The 12,652-nt window shown below is 62.5% G+C and carries 11 protein-coding genes; 5 read left to right on the forward strand and 6 right to left on the reverse strand.

Annotated features, from left to right (window positions below; translation table 11 throughout):
• The first annotated feature begins 599 nt into the window (after positions 1–599).
• The 3 genes from hydA to preA all read left to right on the forward strand — a co-directional run bounded on the left by hydA (position 600) and on the right by preA (position 4,813).
• The gene (gene hydA / locus CXQ80_RS15170; protein ID WP_101320886.1) at positions 600–2,039 is read left to right on the forward strand and encodes a dihydropyrimidinase; all 1,440 of its coding nucleotides are present in this window, start codon (positions 600–602) and stop codon (positions 2,037–2,039) included.
• A gap of 131 nt (positions 2,040–2,170) precedes the next feature.
• A complete protein-coding gene (locus CXQ80_RS15175) occupies positions 2,171–3,538 on the forward strand; it encodes an NAD(P)-dependent oxidoreductase (protein WP_101320888.1) in 1,368 nt (455 codons plus the stop codon).
• Positions 3,539–4,813, forward strand: coding sequence for an NAD-dependent dihydropyrimidine dehydrogenase subunit PreA (gene preA, locus CXQ80_RS15180; RefSeq protein ID WP_101320890.1), 1,275 nt, complete (start codon positions 3,539–3,541; stop codon positions 4,811–4,813).
• Positions 4,814–4,865: 52 nt separating this feature from the next.
• Here preA and CXQ80_RS15185 read toward each other — a convergent pair whose 3' ends face one another.
• The 6 genes from CXQ80_RS15185 to gnd form a co-directional block, all read right to left on the reverse strand.
• Positions 4,866–5,486 carry a TetR/AcrR family transcriptional regulator gene (locus CXQ80_RS15185; protein WP_101320893.1) on the reverse strand — a complete coding sequence of 207 codons (621 nt, stop codon included), beginning with the start codon at positions 5,484–5,486 and terminating at the stop codon, positions 4,866–4,868.
• A gap of 54 nt (positions 5,487–5,540) precedes the next feature.
• A complete protein-coding gene (locus CXQ80_RS15190) occupies positions 5,541–6,731 on the reverse strand; it encodes an MFS transporter (RefSeq protein ID WP_101320895.1) in 1,191 nt (396 codons plus the stop codon).
• A 121-nt stretch (positions 6,732–6,852) separates the two neighbouring features.
• The gene (locus CXQ80_RS15195; protein WP_101320897.1) at positions 6,853–7,311 is read right to left on the reverse strand and encodes a GNAT family N-acetyltransferase; all 459 of its coding nucleotides are present in this window, start codon (positions 7,309–7,311) and stop codon (positions 6,853–6,855) included.
• A gap of 38 nt (positions 7,312–7,349) precedes the next feature.
• Positions 7,350–9,140, reverse strand: a complete 1,791-nt coding sequence (locus CXQ80_RS15200) for a glycoside hydrolase family 15 protein (protein ID WP_101320899.1) — start codon at positions 9,138–9,140, stop codon at positions 7,350–7,352.
• A 72-nt stretch (positions 9,141–9,212) separates the two neighbouring features.
• Positions 9,213–10,715 carry a glucose-6-phosphate dehydrogenase gene (zwf, locus tag CXQ80_RS15205; protein WP_101320901.1) on the reverse strand — a complete coding sequence of 501 codons (1,503 nt, stop codon included), beginning with the start codon at positions 10,713–10,715 and terminating at the stop codon, positions 9,213–9,215.
• Positions 10,712–11,695: a phosphogluconate dehydrogenase (NAD(+)-dependent, decarboxylating) gene (gene gnd / locus CXQ80_RS15210; protein ID WP_101320903.1), complete on the reverse strand. Its 984-nt coding sequence runs from the start codon at positions 11,693–11,695 to the stop codon at positions 10,712–10,714. The genes zwf and gnd overlap by 4 nt, the downstream gene beginning before the upstream one ends.
• 198 nt (positions 11,696–11,893) lie before the next feature.
• Here gnd and CXQ80_RS24850 point away from each other — a divergent pair, with 198 nt between their 5' ends.
• Both CXQ80_RS24850 and CXQ80_RS15215 read left to right on the forward strand, forming a co-directional pair.
• On the forward strand, positions 11,894–12,061 hold the full coding sequence (locus CXQ80_RS24850; protein ID WP_178080778.1) for a DUF6026 family protein: 168 nt from the start codon (positions 11,894–11,896) through the stop codon (positions 12,059–12,061).
• Between the two features lie 90 nt (positions 12,062–12,151).
• On the forward strand, positions 12,152–12,607 hold the full coding sequence (locus CXQ80_RS15215) for a DUF4440 domain-containing protein (RefSeq protein WP_101320905.1): 456 nt from the start codon (positions 12,152–12,154) through the stop codon (positions 12,605–12,607).
• Positions 12,608–12,652 lie beyond the last annotated feature (45 nt).

Genomic DNA, 12,652 nt, shown 5'->3' on the forward strand with positions numbered 1-12,652 from the left:
GGGGCCTTCTCCAGGTTTTTCTAATTGTTTGCTCATCGGGCTAATGCGATGGCCGGAGTACCACCAGCAGTACTGCACCTGCGGCCCGGCCTGGCTGCGGGCGCACTCAATAAACGTGCCGAGTCGGCCAAGGCCTGTCTCGCTTGCCGCCGCCGGCCGCAGGTAACGTGCTGTTGTGCAAAGCATTCAAGTCATTGTTCGGTGTTGCCCTCGGTGGTGGCGGCCGGTGAACGTCAAAGTCGATTCACGGCAGCGGGTTTCAAACTGGTGCAGGCAATTTATTTTCACTCTGGCGTGCCTGTGTATCGCTGGATTTAAACATCTGATTTCGCATGAGAAATCTTGACCAAATTGGCATCTTGTCAAGTGCGTCAAAATGGTGAGGTGCCTCACCATTTTGGTGAATTTTGATTTTTATACTTATAAATCAACTGCTTAATAACGATATATGCTTATAAAAATATTTCTTGAACAATAGTAGATCAACAACTAGATTTCATTCTTGTCAGGTCTGACAGGATTGAAAATATCCTCCAGCTACTGGCAGCACGATAATTTCAAGAACCGGCCAAGACCGGTCAGCCTGCGAGGAAGACGGCATGTCCCTGATGATCCGTGGTGCCACCGTGGTCACCCACGAAGAGAGCTACCCCGCCGATGTCCTGTGTGTCGATGGCCGTATCCAGGCCATTGGGCAAAACCTCGATGTACCCGCCGGCTGCGAGATCCTCGATGGCAGTGGCCAGTACCTGATGCCTGGTGGCATCGACCCGCACACCCATATGCAATTGCCGTTCATGGGCACCGTGGCCAGCGATGACTTTTTCACCGGCACCGCTGCAGGCCTGGCCGGTGGCACCACCTCGATCATCGACTTCGTCATCCCCAACCCGCAGCAGTCGCTGCTCGAGGCTTTTCATACCTGGCGCGGCTGGGCCGAGAAGTCGGCGAGTGACTATGGCTTTCATGTCGCCATCACCTGGTGGAGCGAACAGGTTGCCGAAGAGATGGGCGAGCTGGTGGCCAAGCATGGGGTCAACAGCTTCAAACACTTCATGGCTTACAAGAACGCGATCATGGCAGCCGACGACACCCTGGTCGCCAGCTTCGAGCGCTGCCTGCAACTGGGCGCGGTGCCGACCGTGCATGCCGAAAACGGCGAGCTGGTCTATCACCTTCAGCAAAAGCTGCTGGCCCAGGGCATGACCGGCCCCGAGGCACACCCGCTGTCACGCCCGCCGCAGGTAGAAGGTGAAGCCGCCAGCCGTGCCATCCGCATCGCCGAGACGCTGGGTACGCCGGTGTATCTGGTGCACGTTTCGACCCGCGAAGCACTCGACGAAATCACCTACGCCCGGGCCAAGGGCCAGCCGGTCTACGGCGAAGTGCTGCCCGGCCACCTGCTGATCGACGACAGCGTCTATCGCCACCCGGACTGGTCCACAGCCGCCGGCTATGTGATGAGCCCGCCGTTCCGCCCGCGCGAGCACCAGGAGGCGCTGTGGCGCGGTTTGCAATCGGGCAACCTGCACACCACTGCAACCGATCACTGTTGCTTCTGCGCCGACCAGAAAGGCGCCGGGCGCAATGACTTCAGTCGCATCCCCAATGGCACCGCCGGCATCGAAGACCGCATGGCCGTGCTCTGGGACGCCGGCGTAAACAGTGGCCGGTTGTCGATGCACGAGTTTGTTGCGCTGACCTCGGCCAACACCGCGAAGATCTTCAACCTGTTCCCGCGCAAGGGCGCGATTCGCGTCGGCGCCGATGCCGACCTGGTGCTGTGGGACCCGCAAGGCACACGGACGATTTCGGCCAAGACCCACCATCAACGGGTCGACTTCAATATCTTCGAAGGCCGCACCGTGCGCGGTATCCCCAGCCACACCATCAGCCAGGGCAGACTGGTCTGGGCTGACGGTGACCTGCGCGCCGAAACCGGCGCCGGGCGCTACCTGGAACGGCCCGCCTACCCCTCGGTATTCGAAGTGCTCAGCCGCCGCGCCGAGCACCAGCGCCCCACGCCCGTCGAGCGCTGATTCAGCCTGCAAGGCGCACCGGCCCGGGAGAGGCCGGGCGCAGCCGTATTGCTGTTGTCTGCCATCAACCCAGACCGGCCAGGCGAGTAACCGCCGCCTGTACCGACAAAAAAAAGAGAGAGGCTCCAACCGTGATCGATGCCCTGAAGCACTTGCCGCGCCCGCGTGCCGGCGCCGAACAACTGGCCGATAACTTCGGCGATCTCGCCCCACCCCTCACCGCCCGCCAGGCTGCCGTGGAAAGCGCCCGCTGCCTGTACTGCTTCGATGCACCGTGCATCAACGCATGCCCCAGCGATATCGACATCCCGTCGTTCATCCACCGAATCAGCGACGACAACCTGCAGGGTGCCGCCGAGAAGATCCTCTCGGCGAACATCCTCGGCGGCAGCTGCGCGCGGGTCTGTCCGACCGAGATCCTCTGCCAGCAAGCCTGCGTGCGCAACAACGCCCAGGAATGCGCACCGGTCCTGATCGGCTTGCTGCAACGCTACGCAGTAGACAATGCCAATTTCAGTGAACACCCGTTCAAGCGCTCACCTGCCAGCGGCAAGCGCATTGCCGTGGTCGGCGCAGGCTCTGCCGGGCTGTCGTGCGCGCACCGGCTGGCCATGCATGGGCATGACGTGGTGGTCTACGAAGCACAAGAGAAGGCCGGTGGCCTGAATGAATACGGCATCGCCCGCTACAAGCTGGTGGACGACTACGCCCAGCGCGAGGTTGATTTCTTGCTCGGCATCGGCGGCATCGAGATTCGCCATGGCCAGCGCCTGGGCGCCAACCTCAGCCTCACCGAGCTGCATCAGCAATATGATTCGGTGTTCCTCGGAGTGGGCCTGAATGCTGTGCGCCAGCTGGGTCTGGCGGACGAAGAGGCACCAGGCCTGCTTGCAGCCACCGAGTACATCCGCGAGCTGCGCCAGGCTGATGATCTCAGCCAACTGCCGCTGGCAGAGCGCTGCCTGGTGATCGGCGCGGGCAACACGGCGATCGATATGGCCGTGCAGATGAGCCGCCTCGGCGCTCGCGACGTCAACCTGGTGTATCGCCGCGGCCATGCCGACATGGGCGCCACCGAGCATGAACAGGATATCGCCAAGGCCAACCAGGTCCGCTTGCACACCTGGGCGCGCCCCGATGCGGTATTGCTGGATGACATGGGTCGCGTGCGTGGCATGCGCTTCATACGTACCGAGATGGCCGACGGTCGCCTGCGCGACACCGGCGAAAGCTTCGAACTGGCAGCCGATGCCATCTTCAAGGCCATTGGCCAATGCTTCGACGACACCAGCCTGAGCGACCCACTGGCGGCGCAACTGGCCCGCGACGGCGAGCGCATTCGCGTCGACCAGTGCCTGCGCACCAGCCTACCCGGCGTGTATGCCGGCGGTGACTGCACGGCGCTCGGCCAGGACCTCACCGTACAGGCAGTGCAACACGGCAAACTGGCCGCTGAAGCCATCCATGCCCAACTCATGCTCAATGTGGAGGCCGCATAAATGGCCGATCTGTCCATCGTATTCGCTGGCATCAAGGCGCCCAACCCGTTTTGGCTGGCCTCCGCACCACCCACCGACAAGGCCTACAACGTGGTCCGCGCGTTCGAGGCTGGCTGGGGCGGTGTGGTCTGGAAAACCCTCGGCGAAGACCCGGCCGCAGTCAACGTGTCGTCGCGCTACTCGGCGCACTTCGGCGCCAACCGGCTGGTGCAGGGCATCAACAATATCGAACTGATCACCGACCGTTCCCTGGAGATCAACCTGCGCGAGATCACCCAGGTGAAGAAGGACTGGCCGGATCGCGCGCTGATCGTGTCGCTGATGGTCCCCTGTGAAGAGGAGTCGTGGAAGTTTATCCTGCCGCTGGTCGAAGCCACCGGTGCCGACGGCATCGAGCTCAACTTCGGCTGCCCCCACGGCATGCCCGAGCGCGGCATGGGCGCGGCCGTCGGCCAGGTGCCCGAATACGTCGAGATGGTCACCCGCTGGTGCAAGACCTACTGCTCGCTGCCGGTGATCGTCAAGCTGACGCCGAACATCACCGACATCCGCCAGTCGGCCCGCGCGGCCCATCGCGGAGGCGCCGATGCGGTGTCACTGATCAACACCATCAACTCGATCACCAGCGTCGATCTGGACCGCATGGTCGCCCACCCTATCGTTGGCGATCAGAGCACCCACGGCGGCTACTGCGGCTCGGCGGTCAAGCCGATCGCGCTGAACATGGTTGCGGAAATTGCACGCGATCCGCAGACCCGCGGCTTGCCGATCTGCGGCATCGGTGGCATTGGCAACTGGCGTGATGCTGCCGAGTTCATCGCCCTGGGCAGTGGCGCAGTACAGGTGTGCACGGCGGCGATGCTGCATGGTTTTCGGATTGTCGAGGACATGCAGGACGGCTTGTCGCGCTGGATGGATCAGCATGGCCATCAAAGCCTGGAAGCGTTCCGCGGTCAGGCGGTGGCGCACACGACTGACTGGAAGTACCTGGACATCAACTATCAGGTCATCGCCAAGATCGATCAGGATGCCTGCATCGGTTGTGGCCGCTGCCATATTGCCTGCGAAGACACCTCGCACCAGGCCATCGACAGCACGGTCAAGGCGGATGGCACGCACATCTACAGCGTGATCGATCAGGAGTGTGTGGGCTGTAACCTGTGCCAGATCACCTGCCCGGTCGAGAACTGTATCGAGATGGTCCCGCAGGACACCGGCAAGCCTTATCTGAACTGGACCCAGGACCCGCGCAACCCCTACCGCGAAGCCAGCTGAGGGCTGAACAGCGGCTATACAGTGCGCCGGGCTCAAGCCCGGCGCAGCTGTTTCAGGGCTCCAGGCCAATCCCGCGCAGGATCACCCCGGTTACGGTCTGGATGGCGCGCTCAAAGGCCATGTCCGACAGCGGCTCACCACCGTTGAGCAACGTCACCTGATAGCCGAAGTCGGCGTAGTGCTGGGTGGCGGCCCAGATCATGTACAGCAAGGCAGACGGCTCGACCGGCAGAATCTGCCCTTCTTCGACCCAGCGACGGATCTTGTTCTCCTTCAACTGCGCCCACGGCACCAGGCTTTCGTCCAGACTGGTGCCGAGCAGCGGCGCGCCGTGAAGCATCTCTTCAGCCCAGATCTTTGAGCCCAGCGAGCGCGAGCGCGAGTGGCTCATCTTGGCCCGGATGTAACTGGTCAGCACCACCCGCGGGTCGTCGAAACGCTCGAAGCACAGGGCGTCCTGCTTCCAAACCTCGAGCAGGTCCTGCAGCACGGCGCGGTACAGGTCGTCTTTGGTGTTGAAGTAGTAATGCAGGTTGGACCGCGGCAGCTCGGCCTGCTCGGCGATATCGCCCATCGACGTCGCGCCGAAGCCCTTCTCGGCGAAAACCTTTTCGGCAGCGTGCAGAATCTTTTCGACGTTACGGCGGCGGATCTCGATCTTGTGGTTGGCCATGGCCTGTCCAAAACGACTGAAACCCGTCAAGGCTAACAGTTTTGCCGGCGTTACTCACTCGGCAAGCGGCGCGCTGCGCTGTAGGCGTTGCAGCAGGCAACGGCCAGCTGCAAGCGCCCAGACCAACAGCGCGATCACGCTGACGCTGAACAGCATGCCCGAGACGCCGCTCTGGCTGATCAGCTTGCCAGCGAAGAACGGGAAGCCGAATACGCCGATGAAATACGCCAGGCTGAACAGCAGCAACGCCTGCGCGGTCAGGTGCGGCGGCGCTTCATTGGCTGCCAGGCCATTGATCACCGAGTAATTCAGGCCGTAGCCGATGCCCAGCACGCCGGCAGCCAGCACATAGCTGAAGCTGTCATGCACCCAGCTGGCAAAGCCCAGCACGGCGATCAGCATGAGTGTGGTCAAGGCCAGCGAGGCCGGCAGCGGACTGCGTTTGACCACCCAACCGGCGATCAACAACCGGCAGGTGATGGCGGCGCCCATGAAACCGATGAAAAACAGCGAATAGTCCAGACCAAGACTGGCCGCGTAACTGGTCTGGAAGCTGCCCATGCCGCCAAAGATTGCCCCACCCAGGCCGACCATCACGATCGACAACGCCGAGCGCGAGCGCAGCACCTCGGCCGCCGAGCGCAGGCTGATCTGTACCGGCTCGCTGGGGCGCTGCTGGGCGATGGCAGTGGCCGCGTCCAAGCGCCAGAAGTAGCCACCGCCCAGCGCTGCGGTCAACGCGGCAGTGATGAACGCGGCCTGCACCGGCAGCCCCGCCAGCGCCGCCAACTTGCCCGCCAACGGGCCGCTGCCGATGCCGGCCAGCATGCTCCCGGACAACAGCGCAAAGCAGTGCGTGCGCCGCGCCGGCGCGACCATCGCCGCGACCATGATCGGCCCCACGGTGTAGAACACGCCCCAGCCGATGCCAAGCAGTGCACCGCAGGCCATCAGCATCAGGCCCAGTCCCGGCGCCATGGCGAAGCCCAGTGACGCGAGCACAAGGCACAGTGCGCCCAGCGCAATACAGCGGGCCGCGCCCAAGCGCTGCAGCACGTGGCCGGATACCAGCACCGCGATCAGAGTACTGACCATGGCCACCGCGAATACCTGACCAGCATCGTGCTCGTTACCGCCGAACGAGCGCACCAGCAGCGACAGCAGAAAGGTCGCGCCATAGGCAATCGAGAGCAGGAAGCTGGCAAAGCAAAAGGCGCCGAATCGAGGGGTGGCGGGTGAGTTCATCGGCGCGATCCGTGGGCGACTGGGAGTTGCTTTCTAACACGGCCGGAGGCTGCCTTAGGCATGCCGATGCCGGAGTTGAGTTAACCGGGATTGCATCTTTCAGTCTGGATGACCCCGCTCGCTAGAGATCGCGAGCCATCAGCCACTGCTCCTTGTCCCAGGCCTCAAAGCGCTCCAGCACCTGCCAGCCGCGCTTGGCGTAGTAAGCGCTCTGGTCGTGGGTGTGCAGGTACAGGCGAGGGATGCCCAGTGAGCTGGCGTGAGCGCAGATCGCTTCGATCAACTGCGCCGCCAGGCCCCTGCCGCGAGCCTCGGGTTCGACCAGTACACATGCCAGCCAAGGGCCGAGGTCTGGTCGCTCAGGCAGGTCAGCGGCTGCCAGGCAGGCGCCGCCCAGCAAGCGCCCTTGCTCGAGCGCGACCAGGCATTTCCAGTCACCATTGCGCTGGCCCTCGGCAAACTCCGCTTGCCAGTCGGCAAGCGGCTGGGTTGCATACTCGTAGCTGAATTGCTGGTGAAGCCGTTGCGCCATATCGGCGCAGTGGTGCATGTGCTGTTCGAGCCAGTGCAGCGAATGCATGAGCAAATCCTTTACAGGCAGATCCCTGAAGACCACATTCAACCACAACGCGCCCGCGCCGGGCACTGTGCCTTGTGCAGGTTCAACGCGGTGTTGATGATGCCGATATGGCTGAACGCCTGTGGGAAGTTGCCGAGCATGCGCTGTGCTGTCGGCTCATATTGCTCGGCCAGCAGGCCGAGGTCGTTGCACAGCCCGAGCAGGCGCTGATACAACGCTTCGGCCTGTTCGTGACGGCCCTGCAACACGTACACATCAGCCAACCAGAACGAACACACCAGGAACGTCCCCTCGCCCGCCGACAGCCCATCGCCGCCGCTCTCACTGTCGTAACGCAGCAGCAAGCCATCCTTCAACAGCCGGCTTTCGATCTGCTCAAGCGTGCGCACAAAACGTGGATCGTCGGCGGGCAAAAATCCGGTCAGGGCAATCTGCAGCAGGCTGGCGTCCATTTCACTGGAACCATAGGCCTGAACGAAATACTCGCCACTCGGGTCCAGCCCGTTGGCACAGACTTCACGGTGGATCTCGTCCGCTACCCTGCGGTAATGCTGGCCGCGCTCAACCTCTTCCTCGGTGGTTTCTGCCAGGCTGGCGGCACGATCAAAGGCGACCCAGGCCATGACCTTGGAGTGCACAAAGTGCTGAGTGCCGCCGCGCACTTCCCAGATACCCTCATCGGGCTCGCGCCAAATGCTCTCCACATACGGCAGAATCAACCGCGCAATGGCCGCGCTGCGGGGATGGCGCGGCAGGCCGCCCTTGATCGCCTGGGTCATGGCATCGGCAACTTCGCCATAAATATCCAGCTGATGCTGCCCGGCCGCAGCGTTGCCGACCCGTACCGGCTGAGAGTGCTCATAGCCCGCCAGCCACGGCAGGTCGTACTCCTGCAGATCGCGCTCACCGGCCAGCCCGTACATGATCTGCATCTGCTCCGGGTTGCCCGCCACCGAACGCAGCAGCCATTCGCGCCAGGCTTGCGCCTCGTCGAAGTAGCCCAGGTTCATGAATGCCAGCAAGGTCATGGTCGCATCGCGCAGCCAGCAATATCGGTAGTCCCAGTTGCGCTCACCACCGACCCGTTCTGGCAGCGAGGTGGTCACCGCCGCGACGATGCCGCCAGTTGGCGCATAGGTCATCGCTTTGAGCGTAATCAGTGAACGCCGCACCTGAGCGCTATAGCGGCCAACGTCGGGGCAGCGGCCGGCAAAGGTCTGCCACTCGTTGAGGGTATGGGCAAATGCCTCGTCCAGGTCGCAGTCGGGCTGCACCGGCAGATGCGAAGGCTGATGGCGCAGGCTGAACACATGGCGCTCGCTGGCAGCTACGCGAAAGCGCACACCGGTATGGTGATCCCAGGCATGAGTGGCGACGCTGCTGGAAAGAATCAGACGGTCGGGCCCAGCCACCGCGCTGAGGGTCAGCGGGTCGATCTTTTCCACCCACGGCACGCTGCGGCCATAATCAAAACGCAGCACCAGATCCATCTCGAAGCTGGTTTCGCCAGCCAGGCCCTCGACGATGCGAATCACCGAGTTGGTGTCACCCAGCGGCATCAAATCAAGCACCCGCGCCCGACCGCTGGCGGTGCTGTACACCGTCTCCAGAATCAGGCTGTCTTCAAGGTACTGGCGCGTGCTGCTCTCAACCGGATCGGAGGGCGCCAGGCGCCAGCGGCCGTTCTCTTCGTTGCCGAGCAAGGCGGCAAACACCGCCGGGGCGTCGAAGCGCGGCAGGCATAGCCAGTCGATCGAGCCGTCGCGGCTGACCAAGGCGGCGCTACGGCAGTTGCCGAGCAGAGCGTAGTCTTCGATCGGGGCTGGCATTGAAACTCCTTGGCATGGGTTGAACAGGTTTGGCGGGTTAAATCACCGAAAAGTTCTACCGACCCGGCAACATCAGCCAAGGCTATGCCACTCGCGCTTGTCACGGCTGAGCAGCTCGTTGCCCGCTTCCGGGCCATCCTCGCCGGCGGGATATTCATGCACCTTGCTCTCGCTGGCCCAGGCATCGAGAAACGGCTGTACGGCACGCCAGCCGTTTTCGATGTTGTCAGCGCGCTGGAACAGCGTCTGGTCACCGGTCAGGCAGTCGTAGATCAGCGTCTCGTAGCCGGTGGCCGGCGGCATCTTGAAAAAGTCCTTGTAGGCAAAGCCGAGCTCGACATTCTCCATGATCATCTCCGGCCCCGGGCGCTTGGCCTGCAGGTCGAACCACATACCTTCATTGGGCTGGATCTGGATTTTCAGGTAGTTGGCCTTGGGCCGCTCCAGCTCCGATTCACGAAACTGTGCGTACGGCGCCGGCTTGAAGCAGATGGCGATCTCGGTGTCACGCACACTCATGCGCTTGCCGGTACGCAGGTAAAACGGCACCCCAGCCCAACGCCAGTTGTCGATCATCACCTTCAAGGCGACATAGGTTTCGGTCTGGCTGTCAGGGGCTACGTTGGCTTCTTCGCGGTATCCCGGCACGCGCTTGCGGCCCTGCTTGCCGACGCTGTACTGGCCGCGCACCGAGTTCTTCAGGGCCATCTTGGTCGACCAGGGACGGATGGCGCCGATCACCTTGGCCTTTTCGCCGCGCACCGCATCGGCGCCGAATGCAGCTGGTGGCTCCATGGCGACCATGGCCAACAGCTGGAACAGATGATTGGGGACCATGTCGCGCAGCGCCCCGGTGTTGTCGTAGAACGCACCACGGGTCTCGACGCCGACGGTCTCGGCAGCGGTGATCTGCACGTGGTCGATGTAGTGATTGTTCCAGAACGATTCAAACAGGCCATTGGAGAAGCGGCTGACCAGAATGTTCTGTACGGTCTCTTTGCCCAGATAATGGTCGATGCGGTAGATCTGTCGTTCATGCATGACCTTGAGCAGGCAGGCGTTGAGCGCTTCGGCGCTGGCCAGGTCGGTGCCAAACGGTTTTTCGATCACCACCCGGCGGAAGCCCCCTGCCGACTCATCGAGCAAGCCCGCCTCCCCCAGCCGCTGCGCGACCTCAGGGAAGAATCGCGGCGAGGTGGCCAGATAAAAGATGGCGTTGCCATGGCGGGTGCCCTCGACGCGCTTGGCCAGGGCCTGATAAGTGGCCGGGTCGAGGAAATCACCGGTCTGGTAATCCAGCCGCTTGGCCAGCCGCGCCCAGACCTTTTCATCGAGATTTTTGGGCGCGCCCTCGCCCTGCTCGCGGTTGGCCATGAAACTGTGCAGGCGCTCGGCAAACTCGTCTGCGCTGGCGGCGTTGTGGTCAACGCCGACGATACGCAAATTGCGATCGAGCAGGCCGTCGCGGCTGAGGTTGTACAGCGCCGGCATCAGCAGGCGCTTGACCAGATCACCATTGGCGCCGAACAGGAACAACGTGCACGGCGGTGCTGCGGGTATCTTCGTTTGGCTCATGGGCGCTTGTTCTCGACATGCCCACCAAAGCCCAGGCGCATGGCCGACAGGACCTTGTCGCCGAAGGTGCCCTGCTGCTGGCGTGAACGGAAGCGGGCAAACAGCGCGCTGGACAATACCGGTACCGGCACGGCCTGCTCGACGGCAGCGTCGATGGTCCAGCGGCCTTCACCACTGTCCGACACCGAACCACTGAACTGAGCCAAGGCCGGGTCGGCGACCAGCGCGTCGGCGGTCAGGTCGAGCAGCCACGAGGTGACCACGCTGCCACGGCGCCAGACTTCGGCGATTTCTGCCACGTTCAAGTCAAAGCGCTCGGCCTCGGGCAATTCATCACCGCCCTTGCTGCGCAGCAGGTCGAAGCCTTCGGCATACGCCTGCATCAAGCCGTATTCGATGCCGTTGTGGATCATCTTCACGTAGTGGCCGGAGCCTGCCGGGCCGGCATGGATGTAACCGTGCTCGGCACGTGCGTGCTCACCTTCGCGGCCCTGGGTGCGCGGGATCTCGCCAACACCCGGGGCCAGTGCGCTGAACAGCGGCTCCAGGCGCTCAAACACGTCTTTCTCGCCGCCAATCATCATGCAATAGCCGCGCTCCAGGCCCCAGACGCCGCCGGAGGTACCGACATCCAGATAATGCAGGCCACGCTGGGACAGCTCGGCCGCGCGGCGCATGTCGTCCTTGTAGAAGGTATTGCCGCCGTCGATGATCGCATCGCCTGGCTCGAGCAGGTCGGCCAGCTGGCGGATGGTCTGCTCGGTCGGCTCGCCGGCTGGCAGCATCACCCACACGGCGCGCGGAGCTTTGAGTTTTTGAATCATTGCGCCCAGGTCGTGGGCACCCTGGGCGCCTTCATTTTCCAGGGCGGTGACCGCGTCGCGATTGCGGTCATGGACCACGGTACGATGCCCGGCACGCATCAGCCGTCTTGCAATATTGCCGCCCATGCGGCCCAGCCCGACGATTCCCAATTGCATGTGGCGTCGCTCCCCTCAGAAATAGATAACAAGGCGTTTCAGGTTTTCAGATTAGTCCAGCTCATCGGCAAAGGGTTCAGCGACGAACGGCCTGACAACCATAAACAAAAAAGTTCCCAAGCTCGCAGAAAGAATTCAGAATGCGCGCCGTATGAGCGGCTACGCTTAGAATGTCACTAGCCAATTGCGAGGTGTGCAATGGGTACCTTGATGCAAAACACTCCTGTCCAGACCCTTTTTGTTTCCGTTCGCCGTGATGAACTGCGTCGTCTGAAGGAAGAGCGTGACCTGCTGTTGCAACAGGTCGCACAGTTGAGCCTGCAGCTTGAGCAGGGCAAAAACAGCGAAAAGTCCCTCATTAGCTGAGACCCTTTACCTACATTTATCGCACGTAGTTGTTTCTACCTTGGAAGCCTCGCAGGCCCACCCGGCGGCCTGCTTCCAAGGAGTTTCAGCATGAACCGCCCCTGCCTTTACCTATCTGTAGCTTTCCTGTGCCTGCCTGCATACGCGACCGCGGCAACCAAAGAGTGCCAGCCCGTTGCCGACGATGACGTGCTGTCGCTGTTCAGCCAGTGGAATGCCAGCTTGCAGAGCGGTGATCCCGCGGCCGTGGCCAGGCTGTATGCAGTAGACGCGCTGTTGCTACCCACGGTGTCCAGTCTGCCGCGGCTGAGCACTGCCGAGCGTGTTGACTACTTCAAGCATTTCCTTGCTGACCGCCCATCCGGCAGGCTCGATAGTCACCATGTCAGCATCGGTTGCAACCAGGCGTCACTGGCCGGGCTGTACACATTCGATTTTGCGGCGACCGGCAAGCAAGTGGCCGCTCGCTATACCTTTACCTACGACTGGACCGGCAGCGAGTGGCTGATCAGCCATCATCATTCCTCGCTGCTGCCTGCTGACTGAAGCTTGTACCAGGCTTGGCAGGGCACGGCAGGCGGGCGCCAAAAG

It is taken from the genome of Pseudomonas sp. 02C 26 (assembly GCF_002843585.1).
GTDB classification, from domain to species: Bacteria; Pseudomonadota; Gammaproteobacteria; order Pseudomonadales; family Pseudomonadaceae; genus Aquipseudomonas; species Aquipseudomonas shirazensis.

Coding starts and splice junctions, on each gene's coding strand:
- CXQ80_RS15215 (WP_101320905.1), top strand. CDS start 12,152: ATGAACCGCCCCTGCCTTTACCTATCTGTAGCTTTCCTGTGCCTGCCT.
- gnd (WP_101320903.1), bottom strand. CDS start 11,695: ATGCAATTGGGAATCGTCGGGCTGGGCCGCATGGGCGGCAATATTGCA.
- CXQ80_RS15195 (WP_101320897.1), bottom strand. CDS start 7,311: ATGCATTCGCTGCACTGGCTCGAACAGCACATGCACCACTGCGCCGAT.
- CXQ80_RS15200 (WP_101320899.1), bottom strand. CDS start 9,140: ATGCCAGCCCCGATCGAAGACTACGCTCTGCTCGGCAACTGCCGTAGC.
- hydA (WP_101320886.1), top strand. CDS start 600: ATGTCCCTGATGATCCGTGGTGCCACCGTGGTCACCCACGAAGAGAGC.
- CXQ80_RS15185 (WP_101320893.1), bottom strand. CDS start 5,486: ATGGCCAACCACAAGATCGAGATCCGCCGCCGTAACGTCGAAAAGATT.
- CXQ80_RS15190 (WP_101320895.1), bottom strand. CDS start 6,731: ATGAACTCACCCGCCACCCCTCGATTCGGCGCCTTTTGCTTTGCCAGC.
- zwf (WP_101320901.1), bottom strand. CDS start 10,715: ATGAGCCAAACGAAGATACCCGCAGCACCGCCGTGCACGTTGTTCCTG.
- preA (WP_101320890.1), top strand. CDS start 3,539: ATGGCCGATCTGTCCATCGTATTCGCTGGCATCAAGGCGCCCAACCCG.
- CXQ80_RS24850 (WP_178080778.1), top strand. CDS start 11,894: ATGGGTACCTTGATGCAAAACACTCCTGTCCAGACCCTTTTTGTTTCC.